This window comes from Pseudomonas benzenivorans (assembly GCF_024397895.1).
In the GTDB taxonomy this organism is placed as follows: Bacteria; Pseudomonadota; Gammaproteobacteria; order Pseudomonadales; family Pseudomonadaceae; genus Aquipseudomonas; species Aquipseudomonas benzenivorans_A.
In genome coordinates this window covers 2,681,506-2,706,477 of the sequence record NZ_CP073346.1, presented here as the reverse complement: position 1 = coordinate 2,706,477, position 24,972 = coordinate 2,681,506, and the positions used below count along the sequence as shown (strand labels likewise).

Here is a 24,972-nt window from a genome sequence, read left to right as displayed (position 1 = left end):
AACCTGCATTCGAGAGGTGAAAGAACGGCAAAAACCCGCGGCCTGGCGGCGCGCGGGCTTGGTTCAAGCTTAGTCAAGATTGGCGCGCCGGACGTTGCCGGGCGCCGAGGCGAGCGCTGCCGTTACAGCCAGCCGCGCTCCTTGTAGTAGCGCACGGCGCCTTCATGCAGCGGCGCGGTGAGGCCGACCTTGATCATGTCTTCGGCTTTCAGATCGGCGAAGGCAGGGTGCAGGCGCTTGAAGCGGTCGAGGTTGTCGAATACTGCCTTGACCAGCTGGTAGACCACTTCCGGGTCGGCTTTGGCGGTGGTGGAGAGCACCGCCTTGCCGCCGATCGACGGGGTCGCGGCGTCATTACCCTTGTACAGACCGGCCGGGATCTCGGCCTTGGTGTAGTAGGTCTTGTCGGCCAGCAGCTTGTCGATATCCGCGCCGGTCACCGGCACCAGCACCGCATCGGTGGTGGTGGTGGCTTCCTGGATCGCACCATTGGGGTGACCGACGAAGTAGGTCATGGCATCGATGTTGTTGTCGCCCAGGGCGGAGGCCTGCTCGGCCGGCTTGAGTTCGGCGGACAGGGCGAACACCGACTTGTCCCAGCCCTTCACGCGCATGATCTCTTCCAGGGTGTCGCGCTGCCCGGAGCCCGGGTTGCCGACGTTGACGCGCTTGCCCTTGAGGTCATCGAGGCCGGCGATGTTGGCGTCGCGGCGGGCGAGAATGGTGAACACCTCGCTCTGCAGGGAGAACAGGGCACGGATGTCGTCCATCGCGCCTTCGGCTTCGAACGGGGCCAGCCCCTTGAGCGCCTTGTACTGGTGGTCCGACTGCATGACACCGAGGTTGAATTCGCCGCTGCGCAGGCCATTGACGTTGGCCACGCCGCCGCCGCTGGCCGGGGCGTTGCACTTGATGCCATGTTCAGCCGCACCACGGTTGACGAAGCGGCAGATGGACTGGCCGGCCACGTAGTAGACGCCGGTCTGGCCGCCGGTACCGATGGTGACGAACTTTTCCTCGGCCTGTGCCGCACCGCCGAGGGTGATACCCGCGAGCGCAGCCGACAGGACCCATGCGAGGGATTTGCCTTTCATGGGAATTCTCCTTTTTCTTGATTTTTGGGCCGGCGGCGTCTTCTGGACGGGGGCCGGAACCCACTTAGTCTAACCACTCAGACAAATATTGCACGGACGCGATCGCCGGCAGCCCCGAAATAGAGCGCCCGGCACCACCTCAAGCCGTTCGCGCAATCAGCCTCGAGGCGCAATGCCGCGCACCTGCAGGTACGCGAGAAACGCCTCGCGGCTGGTGTAGCGTGGCGTGTAGCCGAACGATTCCTTCAAGCGGCGGTTGGCCAGCAGCGGCCGATAGCAGAGGAAATCGAGCTGTTCGGCGCCGCTTCGGCTCAGCCCCAGAGGCTTGAGCAGTCGCCAGGCAGTGCCCAGCACGGCAGCGGGCAACGACCGATAGGGCTTGCCCAACAGGCCGGCGATGTCCCGCAGCGACAAGGCGCCATCACCGGCCAGGTTGAAAATGCCTTCGCGCCCGCGCTCCAGGCCCTGGCGAATCACGTTCACCACATCCTGCTCCCAGATGAACACGAATCGACTGTCGTGGCCTTTCACGCCCAGCACTGCGCGCCGGTCGAACAGCTCACTGACCCGGCTGTCGATGCGCCGGCCGAGTATGGTGCAGGGACGCAGCACCAGTTGCCTGAGCCGCGGGTGGCGCACGCGAGCGACGGCCAGCAGTTGCTCGATCTCACGCTTGTGGCGGACATGGGCGGACTGCCCATCGCCAGCCAGCGGCTGATCTTCGTCGAGCCACTCGGGGTTCTGCGCGCAGTAGCCATAGGCCGCGCCGGAGCTGGTGACGATCAATTGCTCGACGCCATTAGCCAGCGCCGCCTCCAGCAGCGCCTGGGTGCCGCCTACCTCGATGGCATGCAGCCGGGCCTCGCCCATGGCGGCCGGCGGATTGACCACCGCGGCCAGGTGCAGGATGGCCTGCGGCCGGTAGTCGGCGACGCACTCACGGACCTCCCCGGGTCGGCTGATATCCAGCTGCACCGTCTCTACGTTGAGCTGCAGGCCCTGCAGGGTTACGGGACGGACATCGGCCGCGATCAACGTCCACTGCGGATGCTGAATGGCCAGTTCGCTGAGCACCTGCCGGCCAATGAAGCCCGCGGCGCCGGTGATCAGGACGCGCATGAAGACCTCCCCACCCGGCAACCCGCCGGTGCAATAGCGCGAACCGGAACGGACCCGGCTCCGCCTGGTGTCAGCATAGGTCAGGCGACCCTCCTGGTTGCCCGATGCGACCGACGGCCAGGCACCGCCTGAACGGGGCGGATGCAGTATCCTTGGGCGGTCCACCCCTCGCTGCGAGTCGCCCCTTGCCCCTGCCCATGCTCCAGCGCAGCCTGCCCACGCTGCTGCGTCTCGCCGCCCTGATCCAGCGCCATCCCTGGCTGGTGGCGATCTTCGGCTTCGCCTCCGGCCTGGCCAGTTTCCTGCTGGTGGAACGTCAGGCTCAGCTGGCCAGCGTGCTGGCCCTGGTGATGCTGGCCAGCTGGTTGTGGCTGGCCCTGGAGAACCTGCTGCGCGCGAGCATCGCCCGCTGGTTCGGCCTCAAGCTGCCGCCGCCGCTGCTGCGCTATGCGACCCAGCTGATCCACCAGGAAAGCCTGTTCTTCGTCCTGCCGTTCTTCTTCATCACCACCACCTGGAACAGCGGCCAGGCGCTGTTCAGCGCCCTGCTCGGGGCGGCCGCGCTGGTGTCGATCATCGACCCGCTGTACTACCGCTGGCTGGCGCCGCGGCGCTGGCTGTTCCTGGCCTTCCACACCCTGACGCTGTTCGCCGTACTGCTCACCGCGCTGCCGATCATCCTCCAGCTGACCACGGCGCAGAGCTACCAGCTGGCCCTGGCGGTGGCGGTGCTGCTGTCGTTCCCCAGCCTGTACGGCAGCATCAACGTGGCGGCCTGGTGGCGCGGCCTGCTGCTGCTCGGCCTGACCCTGGCGCTCGGCGCCAGCGGCTGGCTGGCGCGCTTCTGGGTGCCGCCGGCGACCTTGTGGCTGACCGAGGTGGCGCTGTCCAGCGAGTTCGACGGCTACCGGCGCACGCCGGGCAAGCGGGTGAAGCAGCTCGATCTCGAGCAGCTGCGCCGCCAGGGCCTCTACGCCTACGCCGCGATCAGCGCGCCGCGGGGCCTGGACGAACGCATCTACCATGTCTGGCTGCACGAGGGTAAGGAGGTTGAGCGCATCGCCCTGACCATCCACGGAGGGCGCAAGCAGGGCTATCGCGCCTGGACCCGCAAACAGAACTTCCCCACCGACGCCCTCGGTCGCTGGCAGGTCCAGGTCGTCACCGAGGCCGGGCAGATGATCGGCGTGCTGCGCTTCCGGGTCCTGGCGCCAACGGCCGCGGCGCCCTCAACCGCGCCCGTCACGCCGACGGACGCGGCCCTGGAGGTCGACGAGCCGGCGCTGCCGGTTCAGCCGAAGAACCAGTAGCACACCGCGACGGCGGCGATGATGCCGCTGAGGTCGGCCAGCAGCGCGCAGCCCACGGCATGGCGGGCGCGCTGGATGCCCACCGAGCCGAAGTACACCGCCAGCACGTAGAAGGTGGTCTCGGTGCTGCCCTGCACCGTGGCTGCCACCAGAGCCGGGAAGCTGTCCACGCCGAAGTTCTGCATGGTCTCGATGAGCATGGCCCGCGCCCCGCTGCCCGAGAAGGGCTTCATCAGCGCGGTGGGCAGGGCGTCGATGAAGCGGGTGTCCCAGCCGATCGCCTGGACCAGCGCGCGCACCCCGTCGAGGCCCATGTCCAGGGCGCCGGAGGCCCGCAGCACGCCGATCGCACAGAGCATCGCCACCAGATAGGGCAACAGGCTCTTGGCCACGTCGAAGCCTTCCTTGGCGCCCTCGATGAAATTCTCGTACACCGGCACCCGGCGCAGCGCCCCCACCAGCAGGAACAGCAGGATCAGCCCGAACAGGGTCAGGTTGCCGAGCAGCGAGGACAGCGCCGCCAGCGCCGTGGCGCTCATCCCGCCGAGCAGGGCCATGAAGCCGCCGAGCAGCAGCGCCCCGGGAATCAGGTAGGCCAGCACCACCGGGTCCCACAGGCGCAGGCGCTGGACCAGGGCCACGGCCAGCAGACCGGCCAGGGTCGAGGCGCTGGTGGCCAGGAGGATCGGCAGGAACACCAGGGTCGGGTCGTCGGCGCCCTGCTGCACCCGGTACATGAAGATGCTCACCGGCAACAGGGTCAGCGACGAGGTGTTGAGTACCAGGAAGAGGATCTGCGCATTGCTCGCCACGGTCTGGCTCGGATTCAGCTCCTGCAACGCGCGCATGGCCTTGAGGCCGATCGGCGTGGCGGCGTTGTCCAGGCCCAGGCCGTTGGCGGCGAAGTTGAGGGTGATGAAACCCAGCGCCGGATGGCCCCGCGGTACCTCGGGAATCAGCCGGGCGAACAGCGGACCGAGGGCGCGCCCGAGCAGATCGACCAGCCCGGCCTTCTCGGCGATGCGCAGGAAGCCGAGCCAGAGGGTCAGGGTGCCGAACAGCACCACCATCACCTCGACCGACAGCTTGGCCATGGCGAACAGGCTCTCGACCATGGCGGCGAACACCGCCGGATCGTCGCCGAGCAGCCAGCGCGACAGGCCGGCTATCGCGGCCACCAGGAAAAAACTCAGCCACAGGCCGTTGAGCATGCTCCATCCCCCCCAATTGATGGGGCGGATAATAGCCCGGCTGAGGCCGGCTGGAGCGAGACCTGTACGAGGAAGGCGCTGCCGCGCACGAATGACGCGCCAGCCAGGTAGGCCGGTGGCGGCGGCGGACGGATCAGAACTGGCTGTTGAGCACCAGCAGCAGGGCGGCGGTCTCGGCATCCGGCGCGCCATCGTAACGGGCCGCTCGGTACTTCATCTGGAACGCGGCCAGCACATTGCGGGTGGCCTCGTCCAATTCGCCATGGCTGGGCACCTCGTAGCCCTGGCGGGCCAGCTGGGCCTGGAACCAGGCCACGCTGGGCAGGTTGCTGGCGAACAGCGCCTGCTGGCGCGCCACCGCCTGGGCATCCGGCCAAGGCACCAGGCCCGCCTCGGCCAGGCGCCGCCAGGGGAACAGAGGGCCCGGGTCGACCTTGCGTTGCGGCGCCACGTCGCTGTGCCCGAGGATGCTACCGGGAGCCAGGTCATGGCGCTGCATGATGTCCTTGAGCAGGGCGATCAGGGCATCGATCTGCGCCGGCGGGTAGGCCTCCCAGGTGCGGCCGTCGGGGCCCTCGGCATAGCCGTGATTGACCAGCTCGATGCCGATCGTGCTGGCGTTGAGCCAGGTGCGCCCGCGCCACTGACTGTCGCCGACGTGCCAGGCGCGGCGATCCTCGTCGACCAGGCGGTAGATGGTCGCCGGCGCGTCGCCGATCAGGTAGTGGCTGCTGACGTCCCCCTGGGTCAGCAGGCGCAGCGAGCGCGCCAGGCCGGTCGAGGTGTAGTGCAGGATGATGTACTGCACCCGGCTGCTCTGGCCGATTGCCTGGTGCTGGGTATCGATGCGCGGCCCCCGGGCGCAACCGGCGAGCAGGGCGAGACACAGGGTGAGGCAAAGCACTCTCATGGGCGGATGTGCAACACGCTTTGCAGGTTGTCGAGCAGCATGTCGACGCTGAGCATGATCAGCAGCATGCCCATCAGGCGCTCGACCGCGGTGAGGCCGCGGGCGCCGAGGAAGCGCTGCAGAAACGACGCCTGCAGGAGAATGAAGGCGGTCGCCGCCCAGGCCAGGATCACCGCCAGGTACAGCTCCCACAGCGGCCCCTCGTGGGTGTTGCGCAGCGTCATCAGCACCGCCAGGGCCGAAGGCCCGGCCACCGCCGGGGTGGCCAGCGGCACCAGCATCGGCTCGCCGTCCGGTACGTCGCCGAGCAGGCCCTGGGGGCTGGGGAAGATCAGGCGCATGGCGATGACGAAGAGGATGATGCCGCCGGCGATGGCGGTCGCCTCCCGCGACAGCCCGAGGCCGCTGAGGACCTTGTCGCCGAAGGTCAGGAACAGCAGCAGCAGGGCCAGGGCGAACAGCAGCTCGCGACCGGCCACCCACAGGCGGCGCTTGGGCTCGACATTCTTCAGGGCGGCGATGTAGATGGCGATATTGCCGAAGGGGTCGGTGACCAGAAAGATCAACGCGGCGATGCCGAAAATTTCCATGCTGCACTCCTCAACGCATCGACACAGTTTAGTGTTATGCGACACGCCCGTCTGTCGGTAAAGCGCCCTTCGGCCCGGGGATCGGCGACGCTTGTCCGTCTGCGGCTGACAGGGCGACGCGACATAAGACACATTATCCGTTGCCCCTGCAGTAGTTTCCTTTGGGCTTCGCCAGGCTTCCGAGGACTCCACCATGCGCGCCCTGCTCTGGTTCAAACAGGATCTGCGACTCGACGACCACCCGGCCCTGCAGGCCGCCCTGGGCGCCGAATGCCTGCTGCCGCTGTTCGTCTTCGACCCGGCACAACTGCAGCCGGGCGAATTCGGCCCCCGTCGCCTCGGGGTGCACCGCACGCGTTTTCTGCTGGAAAGCCTCGCCGCGCTGAACGGCGCCCTGCGTCAGCGCGGTTCCCAGCTGCTGGTGCTGCCCGGCCGTGCGGAGCAGGTGATTCCCGAGCTGGTCGCGCGCCTGGGCCTGGACCGGGTGCTGACCCTGGAGGAAATCGCCCCGGAAGAACGCGCCCAGCTGGCGCGGGTGCAGCGCGGCCTCGGCGAGGTGCCGCTGCTGCAGGCAACGGGCAACAGCCTGCTGCGCAGCGAAGACCTGCCCTGCGCCATCGACCAGCTGCCGGCCGTCTACAGCCAGTTCCGCGAACTGGTCGAGCAGCGCCTGCAGGTGTTCCAACCGCACCCGGCGCCGAGCCGCCTGCCAGGGTTGCCCGAAGGCGCCACGGCGCTGTTGCAGCCGCTGCCGAGCCTGTCCCAGCTAGGCCTTGGCGAGCCGCTGAGCGTGCCGGCCAGCGCTTTTCCCTTCTCCGGCGGCGAAGCAGCCGGCCAGGCCCGGCTGCGCGACTACCTGTGGGACAGCCAGGCCGTGCGGCACTACCACGAGACCCGCAACCAGCTGATCGGCAGCGAGTACTCGTCCAAGTTTTCGCCCTGGCTGGCCAACGGCAGCCTGTCGCCCCGGCGCATCGTCGCCGAGCTGCGCCGCCACGAGTCCCAGGCCGGGCGCAACGACTCGACCTATGCCCTATGGCTGGAACTGTTGTGGCGTGACTTCTTCCGTTGGACCCTGGTGCGCCATGGCGCCGCATTGTTTCGCCGCGGCGGGGTGAAGGCCACCGAGCGCGCGCCCAGCCAGCTCGACCAGCGCTTCCGGCACTGGTGCCTCGGCCGCACCGGCCTGCCCCTGGTGGACGCCAACATGCGCGAGCTGGCCACCACCGGCTACCTGTCCAACCGGGGTCGCCAAGTGGTCGCCAGCTACCTGATCAACGACCTGCAGCAGGATTGGCGACACGGCGCCGCCTGGTTCGAGGAACACCTGATCGACTACGACCCGGCCAGCAACTGGGGCAACTGGGCCTACCTCGCCGGGATCGCCTGCGACCCGCAGCGCAGCCGCATGTTCAATGCCCTGCGCCAGGCCCGCGCCTTCGACCGCGACGCCGCCTACGTCAGCCTCTGGCTGCCGGAGCTGCGTCACCTGCCGCAGCACCAGCGGCACACCCCGTTCCTGCTGCCGCAGCTGCAATTGCAGGCGCTGAACTACCCGCGCCTGGAGCAGATTCCCGAGACCTGGCGGCCCTACCTGGCAGCGGCGGCCTAGCCCGGCTCGACCCGGTTGCGCCCGCCGCGCTTGGCCCGATACAGGGCCTGGTCGGCGCGTTCCAGGACCAAGTCGCTGTGCTCGCCCTCGGCGAAGGCACTGATCCCGGCCGACAGGCTGATGCTCACCCGCTCGCCACGGAAGTGGAACGGGCAGGACTCGATGCCCTCGCGCAACGTCTCCAGCAGTTGCAGCCCGCCCTCCAGCGGCGTCGAGGGCAGCAGCAGGACGAACTCCTCGCCGCCGAAGCGGGCGATGAAGTCGATCTTGCGCAGGCGCTTGCGCAGCTCCTGGGCGATGATCTTCAGCACCTTGTCGCCGGCCAGGTGCCCGTAGGCGTCATTGATCCGCTTGAAGTGATCGATGTCGACCATCGCCAGCAGCAGGTCACCGCCATAGCGCTGCCAGCGGGCCAGCTCGAGGTCCAGGCGTTCGCTCCAGGCCGCGCGATTGGGCAGGCCGGTGAGCGGGTCGAGCAGGGCCTTCTGCCGCTGCTCCTCGAGGTGCTGGCGAAAGCCCTTGGCTTCCTGCTCCATGTGCGCCACCCGCTCGACCAGGGTCTGCAGGCGTCCACCCACCGACTGGTCACGCTCGTCACGCTGACGCTGGTACTGCTGCATGGTGTCGAGCAGGCCGTTCAGGCGGCTTTCCACCAACTCCTTCAGGCTGCCCAGATCGGTCGCCTGGCGCACGCTGCTGTGCAGGCCGTCGACCTGCTGGCGCAACTCGCTGTCCAGCTCGCGCGCCACGTTGATCGAGTCGGCGTAACCCTCATGGGCGTCCTCCAGGGAGCCCTGAAAGGTCGACAGGCGCTCGTTGAGCTGCTTGAGATAGGCCTCGAAGTCGCGCTGGCCGACATCGGCGATGGCCAGCATCAGCACGGCCAGGTCGTCCAGCACCGGCACCAGCTCGTACATGTTCAGCCCAGCCCGGATGCGCTCGGCCAACAGCTCGGCCTGGGCCTGGTGACGCTCCGGCAGGGGCAGCTCGTCCAGCAGGCCGAGCAGGGTCGCCTCGACATGGTTGGCGATGGCGCTGTAGCCGGGCTCGGGCGGCGCCGGCAAGGCGTACTCGGCCTCCGCACCCTGGCCGGGCGGCTGCTCGGGCGCAGCGAGCCCCGGCAGCACGGCCAACGCAGTCGGCTCTTGTTCTGGCTCCGCCTCAACGCCTGGTTCTGCCTCTGGCCCTGGGTCCGGCCTCTGCTCGTGCGGCAGCAGATCGGCGGGGGCGGGCAGGCTGTCCAGCGGCGCACTGGTCAGCGGCGACGCCAGGGCGACCGCCTCGGCCTGCTCTGGCGCGGCCTGACTCGCCACCTGCGGCAAGCCCGGCGTCGCAGCCGCGGCTGCCAGCACGGTGTCGCCCGGCGGCGCAAGCGGCCTGGTGACTGCGCCGCCATCGCGACCGCCGAACCAGCGCTGCAGCAGCCCCGCCCGCCCACGCGGCGCCTGCTCATGCTCGGCCAGCGCCTGCTGTTGCAATTGGGCGAGTTCGGCGAGCAGCGCCGGCCACTCACGCACCTGACCGGTTCGCTCGTGAAGGCGCTTGGCGAAGCTCTTCAGCGGCTTGCGCACCTCGCGCGGCAGCTCCAGCGCCAGCAGCGGCTCGACCAGCGCCGCCAGCGCACTGGCAACCTGGGCGATGCGCTGCCCGCGCTGCTGCTCGGAGTCCAGCACCGCCCGCTCCAGGCGCGGGACCAGGGCCGCGAGGCTGACATCGATGTCGTCGCGCCGAAGAATCTCGCGCAGGTCCTGCATGCATTGGTCGACCGCCTTGTCCGCCCCCTCGGCGGCCAGGCTGCTGCGCACCAGACTGCGGCGCAGCAAGTCGAGTCGGGCGTCCCAGCGCCGCTCGAGTTTTTCCTGTTGCTCCAGGCTGGCCAGGTACTTGTCTTTCCAGCGCTGCGCGTCGTCGCTCATGCCAAGCCTCCCACAGGTGGACGAGTTACCACAGCCGTGCGCCGCGGTTCCGGGGCGTTCGGCAGGCGGATCTCCACCGCCACCGGCAAGTGGTCGGAAATCGGCAGAGCCAGCACCTCGAAACGCTCCAGCTGCAGCTCCGGGCTGAGCAGGATGTGATCGAGACAGCGCTGCGGGCGCCAGCTGGGGAAGGTCGCCTCGACCTGCGGCGCCAACAGGCCAAGATCGCGCAGCGGCGAATGCTGCAGCAGGTCACGGGCATGAGTGTTCATGTCGCCCATCAGCACCTGATGGCGGTAGTCGCCGATCAGCTCGCGGATGTAGGCCAGCTGGCGCGTGCGCGTGCGGGCGCCGAGGGCCAGGTGCATCATCACCACCACCAGAGCATCGGGCCCCTCGCCGAGGCGCAGGAGCATTGCCCCGCGCCCTGGCGGGCCCGGCAGCGGGTGATCCTCCAGCAGGCTGGGACGCAGGCGGCTGAGCACCCCGTTGCTGTGCTGGGCCAGGCGACCGAGATTGCGGTTGAGCTGCTGGTACCAGTAGGGAAAAGCACCGAGGTGGGCCAGGTGCTCGACCTGATTGATGAAGCCGGAGCGCAGGCTGCCGCCATCGGCCTCCTGCAGCGCCACCAGGTCGTAATCGCCGAGCAGCGCACCGATACGCTGCAGGTTGCCGGCGCGGCCGGGGTGGGGCAGCAGATGCTGCCAACCGCGGGTCAGGTAGTGGCGATAGCGCTCGGTGCTGATGCCGACCTGGATGTTGAAACTGAGCAGGCGCAGGCGCCCATCACTAGGCCAGTCGCCGGCGGCCGGGCAGCCCGGGTTGACCCGCGGGTCGCACAGGCCTGCCGGGCGGGCGTTGGACCATCGGCGCAGCATGCTCGGCGCTCGCGGCGGGCCGCTACTGCGCGGCGCGCTCCTGGGCGATCAGGTGGTCAGCCACCTGCAGGGCCTGCTGCGGGCCACCGGAGCTGCCGATGTCGAAACGGTACTTGCCGTTGACGATCATCACCGGCACGCCGCTGATCTGATAGGCCATGGCCAGCTTCTTGGCCTTCTCCATCTGGCCCTTCACCGCGAAGGAATTGTAGGTGCTGAGAAACTTGTCCTTGTCGACGCCCTGGGTGGCGAGGAACTCGGCCAGCTCCTCCGGGGTCGCCAGCTTCTTGCCCTGCTTGTGGATCGCGTCGAACACGGCGTCGTGCACCTTCTGCTCGACCTTCATGCTCTCCAGGGTGATGAAGGCCTGGCCATGCACGTTCCACACGCCGCCGAACAGCGCCGGCACGCGGACGAAGTTGACGTCCTCGGGCAATTGCTCGACCCACGGGTTGATGGTCGACTCGAACTGATAGCAGTGCGGGCAGCCGTACCAGAACAGCTCGACCACTTCGATCTGACCCGGCTTGGACACGGGCACCGGGCTGGTCAGTTCGACGTACTGCTTGCCGGCCTGGATCGGCTCGGCCTGGGCAGCCATGCCGAACAGGCTGGCTGTAGCGAGTGCAGCACTGAGAATCAGGTTACGCATGTGTGACTCCTTGACGATTGAGCGGTGCCCTGCGGCGACCAGCGTTCGACCCGCCTGAGCGGTTCCGGGTTCCGGCTATTGTAGCGGCGCGGCCAACGAAAAAGGGTGGCCGAAGCCACCCTTTCCCAGTCACAGCATTGCAGGCTGTGTCGGCATCAGTGCAGGCCTTGCACATAGCTGGACAGCGCTTCGATGTCCTTGTTGCTGAGCTTGGCGGCGATGCCACGCATGATCTGGCTGTCGCCGTCGTTGGTGCGGTTGCCCTCGCGGAAATCGGTCAGCTGCTTGGCCACGTATGCGGCGTGCTGACCACCCAGTTGCGGGTAGCCGGCGGCGTCGAGGCCGGCGCCGTCCGGCGAATGGCAACCGGTGCAGGCCGGCATGCCCTGATCCAGCTTGCCGCCGCGGAACAGGGCTTCACCCTGGGCGACCAGCTTCGGGTCCGCCGCGCCGACGCTCATCTTCTGGCTGGCGAAGTAGGCGGCCATGTCGGCCAGGTCCTGCTCGCCGAGGTTGTCCAGCAGGCCGGTCATTTCCACCACGGCACGGTTGCCGGATTTGATGTCTTTCAGCTGCTTGAGCAGGTAGCGCTCGCCCTGACCGGCCAGTTTCGGGAAGTTCGGTGCAGCGCTGTTGCCATCGGCACCATGGCAGGCGCCACACACGGCAACCTTGCCCTGACCGGCGGCAGCGTCACCGCCAGCGGCTTGGGCCAGGCCGGTGATGCCCAGGGTCAACAGCAGACTCACGAGTACTTTGTTCATCAGCTAATCCAACTACGGCTAAGAGTGAAAGAGGTTTGCGTCGGGCTTACTCGGACATCAACTTGATGACCGCTTGGTAGTCCTCGGCGGTGCAGTCCATGCACAGGCCGCGGGGCGGCATCGCATTCAGACCATTGGTGACGTTCTGTACCAGCACGTCCATGCCCTTGGCCAGTCGCGGCTCCCAGGCTGCCTGATCGCCCCGTTTCGGCGCCATCGGCAGTTGACCGTTATGGCAGGCTGCGCAGGCGCGCGCGTACACGGCCTCCGGATCCTGGGCGGCCTGGACCTGGAGGGACAACATCGACACAACGGCGGCGAGCAGTATTTTTTTCATGAGATCAGCCTCATCGGAGAGGGGAACGTCCTGCTTTCTAGGGGCAGATGATCTATAGCGTTCCCGTGAACACTTATCCAGCAGCTGGGACAAAGCGCACACAAAATCGCCGGCATTATATACTGGCGCCACTGAAACGGAAACGACGCCACTTGCCGCGCGGCCGAGCGCCCGGCAGGCTGTGCGCAATTGTCGCAAGGGCCACGCGCCTCACCACGTCCCCACGCCCGCCCTCAACGGATGCCCCGATGCAAGCCAAGAACCCCATTATCGGTCTGTGCCAACAGGCCAGCTTCCTTATCAGCGCCGCGAAAGTCGACCAATGCCCGGATGACCAGGGCTATGAGGTGGCCTTCGCCGGACGCTCCAACGCCGGCAAGTCCAGCGCCCTGAACACCCTGACCCACGCCAGCCTGGCGCGCACCTCGAAGACCCCGGGGCGCACCCAGCTGCTCAATTTTTTCCGCCTGGACGACGAGCGCCGCCTGGTCGACCTGCCCGGCTATGGCTACGCCAAGGTGCCGATCCCGCTCAAGCAGCACTGGCAGAAACACCTGGAGGCCTACCTGGGCAGCCGCGAGAGCCTGCGCGGGCTGATCCTGATGATGGACATCCGCCACCCGCTGACCGAGTTCGACCAATTGATGCTGGACTGGTCGGGCGCCAGCCAGATGCCCATGCATATCCTCCTGACCAAGTCCGACAAGCTGGCCTTCGGCGCGGCGAAGAACGCGCTGCTCAAGGTCCAGCAGGACATTCGCAAAGGCTGGGGCAATGGCGTCAGCATTCAGCTGTTCTCGGCGCCCAAGCGCCAGGGCGTGGAACAGGCCCAGGCGGTGCTGGCCGAGTGGATGGAGCTGAGCCAGCCGGCCACAGACGACGAGTGACGCAGGCGGGCGGGTAGGGCTGCGGTCCGACGGCCCCGCGGCACTTTCCTGCGGGCAAAAAAAACCCCGAGCTTCGGATGGGGAGGGAGAAGTTCGGGGTTTAAGGGTCTGAACCGCTAGGGCGGGGTTCAGATGTCTGCCAACACTTAACACAACATAGGAGCATCGAAGGCTTGATCAGCCGTTCCTAGACTGTGACTGCCGGTGCAAACGCAAAGTTCAGCGCGTTTTTAGAATCTATTGGCAATAAGTAACGCACGGACAATACCCCCTGGATCTAAGGGCCCGGCGCCCGAGGCATCACGCCGCAGGCGCCGCGGCACAACCCCAAGGTATCAGTGCGCCTCGTCCCAATTGTTCCCCACGCCGACCTCGACCAGCAGCGGCACCGCCAGCTCCGCCGCGCCGCCCATCAACGCCTTGATCCGCTCGCCGACCTGCTCGAGCAGGTCCTCGCGCACCTCCAGCACCAGTTCGTCGTGCACCTGCAGGATCACCTTGGCGTCCAGCCCGGACTCGCTCAGCCAGGCATCCACCGCGACCATGGCGCGCTTCATGATGTCCGCCGCGGTGCCCTGCATCGGCGCGTTGATCGCCGTGCGCTCGGCGCCCTTGCGCAGCGCCTGGTTCTTCGCGTTGATCTCCGGCAGGTACAGGCGGCGGCCGAACAGGGTCTCGACGAAGCCCTGCTGCGCGGCCTGCTCGCGGGTGCGCTCCATGTAGGCGAGCACGCCGGGGTAACGGGAGAAGTAGCGGTCGATATAGGCCTGGGACTGCTTGCGGTCGACACCGATCTGCTTGGCCAGGCCGAAGGCGCTCATGCCGTAGATCAGGCCGAAGTTGATCGCCTTGGCGCTGCGCCGCTGCTCGGTGGTCACCTCGTCCAGGGCCACGCCGAACACCTCGGCGGCGGTGGCGCGGTGCACGTCGCGATCATGGCGGAAGGCGTCCAGCAAGCCTTCGTCCCTGGCCAGGTGGGCCATGATGCGCAGCTCGATCTGCGAGTAGTCGGCGGCCAGCAGCTTGTAGCCCTTGGGCGCGACGAAGGCCTGGCGAATGCGCCGGCCCTCGGCGGTGCGGATCGGGATGTTCTGCAGGTTCGGATCGCTGGACGACAGCCGCCCGGTGGCCGCCACCGCCTGGTGATAGCTGGTGTGGATGCGCCCGGTGCGCGGGTTGATCTGCTCCGGCAGGCGGTCGGTGTAGGTACTCTTGAGCTTGCTCAGGCTGCGGTACTGCATCAGCACCTTGGGCAGCTCGAAGTCCTGCTCGGCCAGTTCGGCGAGCACCGCCTCGGCGGTGGACGGCTGGCCCTTGGCGGTCTTGCTGATAATCGGCAGGCCGAGTTTTTCATAGAGAATCACCCCGAGCTGCTTGGGCGAGGCCAGGTTGAACTCCTCGCCGGCAATGGCGAAAGCCTGACGCTCCAGCTCCACCAGCTTGTCGCCCAGCTCCTGGCTGTGCTCGCCGAGCAGCTTGGCATCGACCAGCGCGCCCTGGCGCTCGATGCGCGCCAGCACCGGCACCAGCGGCATCTCGATCTCCCGCAACACCTTGGCCAGGGATGGCTCGGTCTCGAGCCTGGCCCACAGCGTCTGGTGCAGGCGCAGGGTGATGTCGGCGTCCTCCGCCGCGTAGGGTCCGGCCTGCTCCAGGGCAATCTGGTCGAAGGTCAGCTGCTTGGCGCCCTTGCCGGCGATGTCCTCGAAACGGGTGGTGCTGTGGCCCAGGTACTTGAGCGCCAGGCTGTCCATGTCGTGACGGGTGGCGGTGGCGTCCAGCACATAGGACTCGAGCATGGTGTCGAAGGCCACGCCCTGCACGGCGATCGGCGTGCTGGCATTGGCCAGGACATTGATGTCGTACTTGGCGTGCTGGCCGACCTTGGCCTTGGCCGGGTCCTCGAGGATCGGCTTGAGCGCCTGCAGCACCGCGTCGCGATCCAGCTGCCTGGGCACGCCCATGTAGGAGTGGGCCAGGGGGATATAGGCCGCCTCGTGGGCGCTGACCGCGAAGGACAGGCCGACCAGCTGCGCCTGCTGGGCGTCGAGGCTGGTGGTTTCGCTGTCGAAGGCGATCAGCTCGGCCGCCTTGAGCTTGCCCAGCCAGGTCTCGAACTGGTCCTGCTCCAGAACGACCTGGTAGTCCGCCTCGACGGCCGCGGCCTCTGCGGTGGTTTCCGCCGCCGGCGCGGCGAACAGGTCGCCGGCCGGGGCCGCGGCCTGCTGCGCCAGGCGCTTGTCCTGACGCAGCAGGTCGTCCAGCCAGCTCTTGAACTCCAGCTCGGCATACAGTTCGGCCAGCGCCGCCTGGTCCGGCTCGCCCGGCTGCAGGGCGTCGATCTCGATGTTCAGCGGCACGTCCAGCTTGATGGTCGCCAGCTCGTAGGACAGGTAGGCCATCTCGCGGTGTTCCTCGAGCTTGGCCGGCAGCGTCTTGGCGCCGCGGATCGGCAGCGCCGGCACCTTGTCGAGGTTGGCGTAGAGCACGTCGAGGCCGCCGCCGATGCCGACCAGCAGGCCCAGCGCGGTCTTCTCGCCGACTCCGGGGACGCCGGGGATGTTGTCGACCTTGTCGCCCATCAGCGCCAGGTAGTCGATGATCAGTTCCGGACCGACGCCGAATTTCTCTTTCACGCCATCCACGTCGTAGACGCTTCCGGTCATGGTATTGACCAGCGTAACGTGCGGGCAGACCAGCTGCGCCATGTCCTTGTCACCGGTGGAGATCACCACGTCGCGGCCCTGGGCGGCGCCTTGGCGGGCCAGGGTGCCGATCACGTCGTCGGCCTCCACGCCCTCGACGCACAGCAGCGGCAGGCCCAGGGCGCGGACGCTGGCGTGCAACGGCTCGACCTGCACGCGCAGGTCATCGGGCATCGACGGCCGGTTGGCCTTGTACTCGGCATAGAGTTCGTCGCGGAAGGTCCCGCCCTTGGCGTCGAAGACCACGGCAAAGGGGCTGCCCGGGTATTGCTTGCGCAGGCTCTTGAGCATGTTCAGCACGCCCTTGACCGCGCCGGTGGGCAGGCCCTTGGAGGTGGTCAGCGGCGGCAGGGCATGGAAGGCGCGGTACAGGTACGAGGACCCGTCGACCAGGACGAGAGGGGCTTGGCTCATGAGCAGGATCAACCTTTTCGGCGGAGGCAGCGCTAGAATGACTGCACCATTGACGACAAAGGGACAAGGTTATCATGCGCACAGTCAATCGCCTGTTGCTGGCCAGCCTGCTGGCATGTGCGTCGCTCGCGGCGCACGCCGAGGATCCGGTGTCCGCGGAACCGGACGTGACCATCCGCCAGGAGGGCGACAAGACCATCGAGGAGTACCGGGTCAATGGCTTCCTCTATGCAATCAAGGTCATCCCGAAAGGCGGTGTCCCCTACTTCCTGGTGCGTGCCGATGGCAGCGATGGCAACTTCGTGCGCTCCGACCAACCGGACATGCTGATTCCGGCCTGGGAAATCTTCAAATGGTAAAGCGATCCTGATATGTCGGTCTTCACCCCCCTCGAGCGTCATGAGCTGGAAGCCTTTCTCGCGCCTTACGGGCTCGGTCGCCTGCGCGACTTCCAGGGCATCGCCGCCGGAAGCGAGAACAGCAATTTCTTCGTCAGCCTGGAGCAGGGCGAGTTCGTCCTGACCCTGATCGAGCGCGGCCCGAGCGCCGACCTGCCGTTCTTCATCGAACTGCTCGACGTGCTCCACGAGGCCGACCTGCCGGTGCCCTACGCCTTGCGCACCGAGGCCGGCGAGGCGCTGCGCGAGCTGGCGGAAAAGCCGGCGCTGCTGCAGCCGCGCCTGCCCGGCAAGCACATCACCCACCCCAACCCGCACCACTGCGCGGAGGTCGGCAGCCTGCTGGCCCACCTGCACCTGGCCACCCGCAAGCAGATCCTCGAGCGCAAGAGCGACCGCGGCCTGGACTGGATGCTCGCCGAAGGCCCGAGCCTGGCCCTCAAGCTACCGGAAGCCGACCTGCCGCTGCTGCGCGACGCCCTGGCCGAGATCGCCGCGCTGAAGCCGAAGATTCTCGCCCTGCCGCGGGCCAACCTGCATGCCGACCTGTTCCGCGACAACGTGCTGTTCGACGGCAACCACCTGACCGGGGTGATCGATTTCTACAACGCCTGTTCGGGGCCGATGCTCTACGACCTGGCGATCACCCTCAACGACTGGTGCTCGGAGCCCGATGGCAGCCTCGATCACGCCCGCGCCCAGGCCCTGCTCGGCGCCTATGCCTCGCTACGGCCGTTCGGCGCCGCCGAGGCGGAGCTGTGGCCGGCCATGCTGCGCGTGGCTTGCGTGCGCTTCTGGCTGTCCCGGCTGATCGCCGCCGAGTCCTTCGCCGGCCAGGAAGTGCTGATCCACGACCCCAACGAGTTCCTCCGCCGCCTGGCCCAGCGCCAGCGGGTCGACCTGCCGCTGCCGTTCGCCCTCTGAGCGCACCCTACGGCAGCTGCCTTAGCCGCACCTGGAATAGCCGCAATTGAGGCAGGTGGCGCAGCCTTCCAGCTGCACCACCGCCTGGGTCTGGCACTTGCCGCACAACTGGGCGCCCGGCGGAAAGCCCTCTCCGGGTTCCACCGAGGCGGCGTCCTGGCTGGCCTGGTAGACCGCCCACTTCTCCGCCAGCATCCGCCGCTGCTGCGCGTCCAGCTCATGGCCTTCGAGCAGCCCGATGGCGGTCAGGTGGCGCTCCAGCACCGCGCCGATCTCCGCCACCAGCGACGGCATGTACACCCCGCCACGCTTGAGGTAGCCGCCACGCGGGTCGAACACCGCCTTCAGCTCCTCGACCAGGAAGGTACAGTCGCCGCCCTTGCGGAACACCGCCGACATGATCCGGGTCAGCGCCACTATCCACTGGAAATGTTCCATGCCCTTGGAGTTGATGAAGATCTCGAAGGGGCGCCGCTGCTCATGGGGCGTGCCGGCGTTGAGCAGGATGTCGTTGATGGTGACGTACAGGGCATGCTCGAACAGCGGCGACTTGATCTTGTAGGTCACCCCGAACAGGGTCTCCGGACGCTGCAGGGTCTCGTCCATCTGCACCGGTGCCGGCGTCGCCTCGGCCGCGGTGCGCTGCGCCGATGGCACCTCGTCGACCAGCTGGAAACCCGTGATGCGTTGTTCGATCTTGACCGCCATGCTCTTCTCCACCGGGCTGCCCAGGGGGGCGCAGCGCCGCTCAATACTTACCGTAGTAGCCTTCCTTCAACGCCTCGAACAGGTTGGCGGCGCTGTGCAGCTGGCCGTCGTACTCCACCTCCTCGTCGCCCTGCAGCTCCACCTGGCTGCCGTCCTCCAGCTCGAAGCGGTAACGGGTGCGCGCCAGGTCCGCCGGCTTGACCAGCACCCCCTGGAACGCCGCCGGGTTGAAGCGGAAGGTGGTGCAGCCCTTGAGGCCCTGGCGCCAGGCGTAGCGGTAGATGTCCTTGAAGGCCTCGAAGGGGTAGTCGGTGGGTACGTTGGCGGTCTTGGAGATCGACGAGTCGACCCACTTCTGCGCCGCCGCCTGGATATCCACGTGCTCGGTGGGGCCGATGTCCTCGCTGCTGACGAAGTAGTCGGGCAGGCGCTCGGTCGGGTCGTCGGAGCCGGGCATGGCCCGCGGGTTGATCAGGCAGCGATAGGCCAGCAGCTCGTAGCTGAACACCTCGACCCGCTCCTTGCTCTTGCGCCCGGGGCGGATCAGGTTGCGCCAGTAGTGCTGGGCGAAGCTCGGTTCGATGCCGTTGGACGCGTTGTTGGCCAGGCTCAGGCTGATGGTGCCGGTGGGGGCGATGGAGCTGTGGTGGGTGAAGCGCGCGCCGCGCTCGGCCAGGGCCGCCACCAGCTCGGGAGCATGCTCGGCCAGGCGCTGCATATAGCGCGAGTAGCGGGCATGCAGCACGCGCCCGGGCACGGAGTCGCCGACCTGGTAACCATCGGCCGCCATTTCCGGGCGCAGCCGCAGCATCTGCGCGGTCACCTCGAACGCCTCGCATAGCAGCGGCGCCGGGCCCTTCTCCTCGGCCAGTTCGAGGGCCACCTGCCAGCCGGTGAGGGCCATCTCGCGCGCCACCTCCTCGGTGAACACGCAGGCCTCGGCGCTGCCATAGCGCAACTTGAGCAGCGCCAACGCCGACCCCAGGCCGAGAAAGCCCATGCCGTGGCGGCGCTTGCCGAGGATTTCCTCGCGCTGGGCCGGCAACGGCAGGCCGTTGATCTCCACCACGTTGTCCAGCAGGCGGGTGAAGATGCGCACCACGCGGCGGAAACCGTCCCAGTCGAAGCGTGCCTGAGCGCCGAAGGGGTCGAGGACGAAGCGGGTCAGGTTGATCGAGCCGAGCAGGCAGGAGCCGTTGGGCGGCAGCGGCTGCTCGCCGCAGGGGTTGGTGGCGCGGATGTTCTCGCACCACCAGTTGTTGTTCCACTGGTTGACCCGGTCGATGAGGATGAAGCCCGGCTCGGCGTAGGCGTAGGTGGCGGCCATCAACTGGTCCCAGAGCTGGCGGGCCGGCAGGCTGCCATGGACCTTGCAGGCCACCCGGCCTTGCTCATCCACGCAGTAGCCCTGCTGCAGCGGCCAGTCGCGCCAGCGCACCTGGGCCGGATCGTCGAAGTCCAGGCCCTCGCGTTCCTTGGGATGGACCGGGAACAGCAAGGGCCAGTCGGCGTCCTGCTCGACCGCCTGCATGAAATCGTCGCCGACCAGCAGGCTGAGGTTGAACTGACGCAGCCGCCCATCCTCGCGCTTGGCGTCGATAAAGGCGCGCACGTCCGGGTGGGCGATGTCGAAGGTGGCCATCTGCGCGCCGCGGCGACCGCCGGCCGAACTGACCGTGAAGCACATCTTGTCGTAGATATCCATGAACGACAGGGGCCCGCTGGTCTGTGCGCCCGCCCCGGAAACCCGCGCCCCGCGGGGACGCAGGGTGGAGAACTCGTAGCCGACGCCACAGCCGGCCTTGAGCGTCAGCCCGGCCTCCAAGAGGCGGCCGAGAATCGCCTCCATGGCGTCCTCGATGGTCGCCGAGACGGTGCAGTTGATGGTCGAGGTGGCCGGCTTGTAGGCCCCGGCGCCGGCGTTGGCGACGATGCGCCCGGCCGGGATGGCACCGTGGCGCAGGGCCCAGAGGAACTCCTGGTACCAGTGCTCGCGCAGCGCCGGCGCCTCGACTTCGGCCACCGCCCGGGCGATGCGCTGCCAGCCGTGATCGACGCTGGCATCCAGCGGCTGGCCGTCGCCATCACGCAGGCAGTACTTCTGCGCCCAGATGTCCAGCGCGGCCGCCTGCAGCGGGATGTCAGGCGCAGCCGCCGGTGCAGTCTTGCCGCGTTTGCCCATGTCCGTCCTCCCGTCGACGTGCCGGGCGGCCCAGACCAAGAGCGGCTGCAGCCGACCTGCAGCCATCGGGGCCACTGCCTTCTACCTTAGCCCCTGCGCCGCCAGCGTGGCGAAAAGTCGGCCGAGGGTGACGGCGTCTGCGTCCCTACAGGCGCTCGAGGCAGCTCGCCAGGTTGTCGCCCAGTTGCTCGAGCAGTCGCTCGTAACCACCGGCCTCGACCGCCAGGCTGCCGCCCATGGCGTCCAGCTCGGCCAGGGTCACCGGCAAACCGGCCGACAGGGTTTCGGCCAGGCGCGGACGCAGCGGCGGCTCGCTGAACACGCAGGTAGGACCAACAGCCTGCAGCTGTGCGCGCATGGCCGCCACGTGGCGGGCGCCCGGCTGCACCTCGCCGGCGATGCTGAACACCCCGGCGTGGCGCAGGTCGTAGGCGGCCTCGAAGTAGTCGTAGGTTTCATGGAAGACGAAGTAGGGCTTGCCGGCGATGCCGGCCAGGCGCGTGCGCAGGCGCTGGTCGAGGGCGGCCAGGCGCGCTTCGAAGGCCGCCAGGTTGGCCCGGTAGCGAGGCGCATTTTGCGGATCGGCGAGCGCCAGGTCGGCGGCCATGCGCGCGGCGATCACCCGGGCATTGGCCGGCAGCAGCCACAGGTGCGCATCCAGGCTGCCAGGGCGGTGGGCATGGTCGTGCTCGTGCGCCTCGGCCTCGTGCTTGTCGTGGGAAGCGTCGTGCTCGTCGTGCTCGTCGTGCTCGTCGTGCTCGTCGTGCTCGTCGTGCTCGTCGTGCTCGTCGCCGAAGTGTCGCAGCTGCAGGCCCGGCAGATCCTGCACGGCAACGCTCGGCTTGTCCCGCGCCTCCAGCACCCGTGGCAGGAAGGTCTCCAGGTCGGCGCCTATCCAGTACAGCAGCTCGACCTCGCGCACCCGGCGCACATCCGAGGGACGCAGCGCGTAGTGGTGCGGCGAGGCGCCGGGCGGCAACAGCACCTCGGGACTGCCGACGCCGTCCTGCACGGCCGCGGCGATCAGCTGCAGCGGCTTGATGGAGGTCAGCAGACGCACCTCGGCCTGGGCGATGCCGGTAAAGGCGAGAAGGACGAACAACAGACTGAAGGCAGGAAAAAGACGCGGCACGGGGAATACTCAGGCTGGACGGAACAGGTAATATAATAACGTCTCTCAATCAGGTCGTCGCCGCCCATGATTCTCACGCCGCTGGCTTCACGCCCCCACGACCATTCGCGCTGTGTCAGCCAGGCCCTGGCCGAGGCCGAAAGTATCTGCACGCGCCAGGGCCTGCGCCTGACCGCGCTGCGCAAGCGCGTGCTGGAGCTGGTCTGGCAGAGCCACAAGCCGCTCGGCGCCTACGACATCCTCGCCGTGCTGAGCGAGGAAGACGGTCGCCGCGCCGCACCGCCAACCGTGTACCGCGCCCTCGACTTCCTCCTCGAGCATGGCCTGGTGCACCGCATCGCCTCGCTCAACGCCTTCGTCGGCTGCAACCAGCCGGAGCACGCGCACCAGGGCCAGTTCCTCATCTGCCGCGACTGTCACGCGGCGATCGAACTGGAGCAGGCGGCGATCAGCCAGGCGATAGTCACGGCAGCCGCGGCTGTGGGTTTCAGCGTCGACAGCCAGACCGTGGAAGTGGTCGGCCTGTGCGCCGGCTGTCGGGAGGCCGAATGAGCACGGCCTTGATCCGCCTCGACGGCGTGGGCGTCAGCTTCGCCGGGCAGGCCGTGCTGCAAGACGTGCAGCTAAGCGTCGAACCAGGGCAGATCGTCACCCTGATCGGCCCCAACGGCGCCGGCAAGACCACCCTGGTGCGCGCCGTGCTCGGCCTGCTCAAGCCCGAGAGCGGCAGCGTCTGGCGCAAACCCAAACTGCGCATCGGCTACATGCCGCAGAAGCTGCATGTCGACGCCACCCTGCCGCTCAGCGTGCTGCGCTTCCTGCGTCTGGTGCCGGGGGTCGACCGCGGCAGCGCCCAGGCCGCGCTGGCCGAGGTCGGCGCCGGCCAGGTGATCGACAGCCCCTTGCAGGGTATCTCCGGCGGCGAGTTGCAGCGCGTGCTGCTGGCCCGCGCCCTGCTGCGCAAGCCGGAGCTGCTGGTGCTGGACGAGCCGGTGCAGGGCGTCGATGTGGCCGGCCAGGCCGAGCTGTACCGCCTGATCACCCGCCTGCGCGACCGCCACGGCTGCGGCGTGCTGATGGTCTCCCACGACCTGCATCTGGTGATGAGCACCACCGACCAGGTGGTCTGCCTCAACCGCCACGTCTGTTGCTCCGGCCACCCGGAGCAGGTCAGCTTCGACCCGGCCTTCGTCGAGCTGTTCGGCCAGGACGCCAAGAGCCTGGCGGTCTATCACCACCACCACGACCACGAACACGACCTGCACGGCGCCGTGGTCGAGGCGCGCGACGGCCTGAAGATCCAGGGTCCGGTCAAGCCGCACGTCCACGGAGATGGCTGCAACCATGGCTGATTTTCTGCTCAACGCCCTGCTCGCCGGCCTGGCGCTGGCCCTGGTCGCCGGCCCCCTCGGCTCCTTCGTGGTGTGGCGACGCATGGCCTATTTCGGCGACACCCTGTCCCACGCCGCGCTGCTCGGCGTGGCTCTGGGACTGATGCTGGACGTCAGCCCGACCCTGGCGGTGACGGTCGGCTGCGTGCTGCTGGCGGTGCTGCTGGTGACCCTGCAGACCCGCCAGCCGCTGGCCTCCGACACCCTGCTGGGCATCCTCGCCCACAGCACCCTGTCCCTCGGCCTGGTGGTGCTGAGCTTCATGCGCGAGGTGCGCATCGACCTGATGAGCTACCTTTTCGGCGACCTGCTGGCCGTCGGCGCCGCCGACCTGGCCTGGATTCTCGCCGGCAGCGCCCTGGTCCTGCTGTTGCTGTGCCTGCTCTGGCGCCCCCTGCTGGCGATTACCGTGCACGAGGAACTGGCCAGGGTCGAAGGCCTGCCCGTGGCGGCGATCCGCCTGAGCCTGATGCTGCTGATTGCCGTGGTGATCGCCGTGGCGATGAAGATAGTCGGGGTGCTGCTGATCACCTCGCTGCTGATCATTCCCGCCGCCGCCGCCCAGCGCCATGCGCGAACGCCGGAGCAGATGGCCCTGGGCGCCAGCCTGCTGGGCGTCCTCGCGGTCTGCGGCGGGCTCAGTCTATCCTGGTTCCAGGACACCCCGGCCGGCCCGTCGATCGTGGTCGCCGCCGCCAGCCTGTTCCTGCTGAGCCTGGCCTGGCCGCGGCGCACGGCCTGATCCGCGGCCGCCATGACAGCGTTTGGTGCCGCCCGGTCCGGGGGTGTAGACTCGCGCACTTTTTGCACAACTCGAGACTCGCAGCCATGAAGTCGTTCGCCTCACGTTGTCTAGTCCTGATCGCGGCTGCGCTGCTGTTGACCGCCTGCCAGCAGGCGCCCCAGGTCGCGGCGCCGCCCACCGACGAACTGGTCAGCGCCTTTCGCCAACTCGACCACAGCCTGAGCGAGGGCCAGCTGGAAGCCGCCGAGCGCCAGCTCGCCGCCCTGCAGCAGCGTGCCGACGGCGATACCCGCCTGGAACAGTACCAGCGGCAACTGGCCGAAGCCTACCTGCTGCGAGGCCAGCAGGCCCTGCAGAGCGGCGACCTGGACCGCGCCACCAAGGCCCTGAGCCAGGCCCGCAGCCTGATGCCCGAGGCCCCGGCCCTGACCACCGGCCTGGACGGCGCCATCGCCCACGCCCGGGACGCCGAGCTGGATGCCGCCGACCGCGCCCACAGTGCGGCCGAGCAGGCCGCCGCGCGCGCCGAGGCGGCCCGCCAGGAACAGGCCCGTCAGCTGCGCCAGGCTGCCGCCAGCCAGGCCGCCGCCATCCAGGCGAGCCAACTGCCCGACACCCCGAAGACGCCGGGCCAGCCCCAGGCCAGGGTGATCGACCCCAGCGCCGCCAGCAGCCTGGTGCCGCTGCCGATGCTGGACAGGCAGGACAACGAAGCCCTGCGCAGCCTGCTCGACCAGGTCGCCGAAGACGTGGTGGCGTTCCGTTGCGCGGTGCGCGTCGAAGTGCGCCAGGCCAAGGACTTCCAGTGGGTTGCCGCGCTGCTCAACGTGCGGATCAAGCGCCTGGACCCGAGCTTCAGCCCGCAGTTGACCCAGGTGATCAAGCCGGCGCAGACGCCGCGCCTGCTGCTCAGCCCGGCCCACCGCCAGTAGGCGAACGCCTGGTAGGCACGGCCGGGCTCGCCCGGCCGTTTGCTTTGGGCTGGCTAAACTGCTTCGGACAGTCCGGCTCACTAATGCAATTAAGCTATAAGCATAGGTCTACAAAGATTTTTGCGACCTAACCAGCGGCGGGTAGACTAGCCGACCTCTAC

Annotated in this window: 23 protein-coding genes; 9 read left to right on the top strand and 14 right to left on the bottom strand. The window is 68.1% G+C overall.

All coding sequences use genetic code 11. From position 1 onward, the window contains the following. Window positions 1–122: 122 nt before the first annotated feature. On the bottom strand, window positions 123–1,094 hold the full coding sequence (locus tag KDW96_RS12685) for a TAXI family TRAP transporter solute-binding subunit (protein WP_255836616.1): 972 nt from the start codon (window positions 1,092–1,094) through the stop codon (window positions 123–125). A gap of 156 nt (window positions 1,095–1,250) precedes the next feature. Beyond that, entirely contained in the window at window positions 1,251–2,213 is a 963-nt protein-coding gene (locus tag KDW96_RS12680) for an NAD-dependent epimerase/dehydratase family protein (protein WP_255836615.1), read from the bottom strand. A gap of 197 nt (window positions 2,214–2,410) precedes the next feature. Here KDW96_RS12680 and KDW96_RS12675 point away from each other — a divergent pair, with 197 nt between their 5' ends. Continuing rightward, entirely contained in the window at window positions 2,411–3,523 is a 1,113-nt protein-coding gene (locus KDW96_RS12675) for a DUF5924 family protein (protein WP_255840520.1), read from the top strand. On the opposite strand, the gene KDW96_RS12670 is transcribed toward KDW96_RS12675, so the two are convergent. The 3 genes from KDW96_RS12670 to KDW96_RS12660 all read right to left on the bottom strand — a co-directional run bounded on the left by KDW96_RS12670 (window position 3,505) and on the right by KDW96_RS12660 (window position 6,234). Next, window positions 3,505–4,734: a nucleoside recognition domain-containing protein gene (locus KDW96_RS12670; RefSeq protein ID WP_255836614.1), complete on the bottom strand. Its 1,230-nt coding sequence runs from the start codon at window positions 4,732–4,734 to the stop codon at window positions 3,505–3,507. The genes KDW96_RS12675 and KDW96_RS12670 overlap by 19 nt on opposite strands. Before the next feature lie 133 nt (window positions 4,735–4,867). Next, the gene (locus KDW96_RS12665) at window positions 4,868–5,644 is read right to left on the bottom strand and encodes an N-acetylmuramoyl-L-alanine amidase (protein ID WP_255836613.1); all 777 of its coding nucleotides are present in this window, start codon (window positions 5,642–5,644) and stop codon (window positions 4,868–4,870) included. Beyond that, window positions 5,641–6,234 (bottom strand): MarC family protein, encoded by a 594-nt coding sequence (locus tag KDW96_RS12660; protein ID WP_255836612.1) that lies wholly within the window; start codon window positions 6,232–6,234, stop codon window positions 5,641–5,643. Before KDW96_RS12660 ends, KDW96_RS12665 begins: the two co-directional genes overlap by 4 nt. A gap of 193 nt (window positions 6,235–6,427) precedes the next feature. Here KDW96_RS12660 and KDW96_RS12655 point away from each other — a divergent pair, with 193 nt between their 5' ends. Then, a complete protein-coding gene (locus tag KDW96_RS12655) occupies window positions 6,428–7,846 on the top strand; it encodes a DASH family cryptochrome (RefSeq protein WP_255836611.1) in 1,419 nt (472 codons plus the stop codon). On the opposite strand, the gene KDW96_RS12650 is transcribed toward KDW96_RS12655, so the two are convergent. From KDW96_RS12650 to KDW96_RS12630, 5 genes are all read right to left on the bottom strand, one after another. After that, the gene (locus KDW96_RS12650) at window positions 7,843–9,762 is read right to left on the bottom strand and encodes a diguanylate cyclase (protein ID WP_255836610.1); all 1,920 of its coding nucleotides are present in this window, start codon (window positions 9,760–9,762) and stop codon (window positions 7,843–7,845) included. The two genes, KDW96_RS12655 and KDW96_RS12650, sit on opposite strands and share 4 nt — an antisense overlap. Next, window positions 9,759–10,640, bottom strand: coding sequence for an endonuclease/exonuclease/phosphatase family protein (locus KDW96_RS12645; protein ID WP_255836609.1), 882 nt, complete (start codon window positions 10,638–10,640; stop codon window positions 9,759–9,761). The genes KDW96_RS12650 and KDW96_RS12645 overlap by 4 nt, the downstream gene beginning before the upstream one ends. 22 nt (window positions 10,641–10,662) lie before the next feature. Next, window positions 10,663–11,292: a thiol:disulfide interchange protein DsbA/DsbL gene (locus tag KDW96_RS12640; protein ID WP_255836608.1), complete on the bottom strand. Its 630-nt coding sequence runs from the start codon at window positions 11,290–11,292 to the stop codon at window positions 10,663–10,665. A 155-nt stretch (window positions 11,293–11,447) separates the two neighbouring features. Further along, the gene (locus tag KDW96_RS12635) at window positions 11,448–12,056 is read right to left on the bottom strand and encodes a c-type cytochrome (protein ID WP_255836607.1); all 609 of its coding nucleotides are present in this window, start codon (window positions 12,054–12,056) and stop codon (window positions 11,448–11,450) included. Between the two features lie 46 nt (window positions 12,057–12,102). Beyond that, window positions 12,103–12,393: a c-type cytochrome gene (locus tag KDW96_RS12630; protein WP_255836606.1), complete on the bottom strand. Its 291-nt coding sequence runs from the start codon at window positions 12,391–12,393 to the stop codon at window positions 12,103–12,105. A 248-nt stretch (window positions 12,394–12,641) separates the two neighbouring features. On the opposite strand from KDW96_RS12630, the gene yihA reads away from it, so the two are divergent. Then, a complete protein-coding gene (yihA, locus tag KDW96_RS12625) occupies window positions 12,642–13,280 on the top strand; it encodes a ribosome biogenesis GTP-binding protein YihA/YsxC (protein ID WP_255836605.1) in 639 nt (212 codons plus the stop codon). Between the two features lie 335 nt (window positions 13,281–13,615). Here the strand turns inward: yihA and polA are convergent, their stop codons facing one another. Next, window positions 13,616–16,399: a DNA polymerase I gene (gene polA / locus KDW96_RS12620; RefSeq protein ID WP_255836604.1), complete on the bottom strand. Its 2,784-nt coding sequence runs from the start codon at window positions 16,397–16,399 to the stop codon at window positions 13,616–13,618. A gap of 74 nt (window positions 16,400–16,473) precedes the next feature. Between polA and KDW96_RS12615 the strand changes: the two genes are divergently transcribed. Both KDW96_RS12615 and KDW96_RS12610 read left to right on the top strand, forming a co-directional pair. Further along, window positions 16,474–16,758, top strand: coding sequence for a DUF2782 domain-containing protein (locus tag KDW96_RS12615; RefSeq protein WP_255836603.1), 285 nt, complete (start codon window positions 16,474–16,476; stop codon window positions 16,756–16,758). A 12-nt stretch (window positions 16,759–16,770) separates the two neighbouring features. Then, window positions 16,771–17,721, top strand: a complete 951-nt coding sequence (locus KDW96_RS12610; protein WP_255836602.1) for a homoserine kinase — start codon at window positions 16,771–16,773, stop codon at window positions 17,719–17,721. Window positions 17,722–17,742: 21 nt separating this feature from the next. Here KDW96_RS12610 and KDW96_RS12605 read toward each other — a convergent pair whose 3' ends face one another. The 3 genes from KDW96_RS12605 to znuA form a co-directional block, all read right to left on the bottom strand. Next, the gene (locus KDW96_RS12605; RefSeq protein WP_255836601.1) at window positions 17,743–18,429 is read right to left on the bottom strand and encodes a TSCPD domain-containing protein; all 687 of its coding nucleotides are present in this window, start codon (window positions 18,427–18,429) and stop codon (window positions 17,743–17,745) included. Window positions 18,430–18,469: 40 nt separating this feature from the next. Continuing rightward, window positions 18,470–20,611 (bottom strand): adenosylcobalamin-dependent ribonucleoside-diphosphate reductase, encoded by a 2,142-nt coding sequence (locus KDW96_RS12600; protein ID WP_255836600.1) that lies wholly within the window; start codon window positions 20,609–20,611, stop codon window positions 18,470–18,472. 145 nt (window positions 20,612–20,756) lie between these two features. Beyond that, window positions 20,757–21,743, bottom strand: coding sequence for a zinc ABC transporter substrate-binding protein ZnuA (gene znuA / locus KDW96_RS12595; RefSeq protein WP_255836599.1), 987 nt, complete (start codon window positions 21,741–21,743; stop codon window positions 20,757–20,759). Window positions 21,744–21,809: 66 nt separating this feature from the next. Here znuA and zur point away from each other — a divergent pair, with 66 nt between their 5' ends. The 4 genes from zur to KDW96_RS12575 all read left to right on the top strand — a co-directional run bounded on the left by zur (window position 21,810) and on the right by KDW96_RS12575 (window position 24,811). Beyond that, window positions 21,810–22,295: a zinc uptake transcriptional repressor Zur gene (zur, locus tag KDW96_RS12590; protein ID WP_255836598.1), complete on the top strand. Its 486-nt coding sequence runs from the start codon at window positions 21,810–21,812 to the stop codon at window positions 22,293–22,295. Then, on the top strand, window positions 22,292–23,095 hold the full coding sequence (gene znuC / locus KDW96_RS12585) for a zinc ABC transporter ATP-binding protein ZnuC (protein ID WP_255836597.1): 804 nt from the start codon (window positions 22,292–22,294) through the stop codon (window positions 23,093–23,095). The genes zur and znuC overlap by 4 nt, the downstream gene beginning before the upstream one ends. Beyond that, window positions 23,088–23,876 carry a zinc ABC transporter permease subunit ZnuB gene (gene znuB / locus KDW96_RS12580; protein WP_255836596.1) on the top strand — a complete coding sequence of 263 codons (789 nt, stop codon included), beginning with the start codon at window positions 23,088–23,090 and terminating at the stop codon, window positions 23,874–23,876. Before znuC ends, znuB begins: the two co-directional genes overlap by 8 nt. Window positions 23,877–23,962: 86 nt before the next feature. Beyond that, window positions 23,963–24,811: a PA5502 family lipoprotein gene (locus KDW96_RS12575; protein ID WP_255836595.1), complete on the top strand. Its 849-nt coding sequence runs from the start codon at window positions 23,963–23,965 to the stop codon at window positions 24,809–24,811. The last annotated feature ends 161 nt before the right edge of the window (window positions 24,812–24,972 follow it).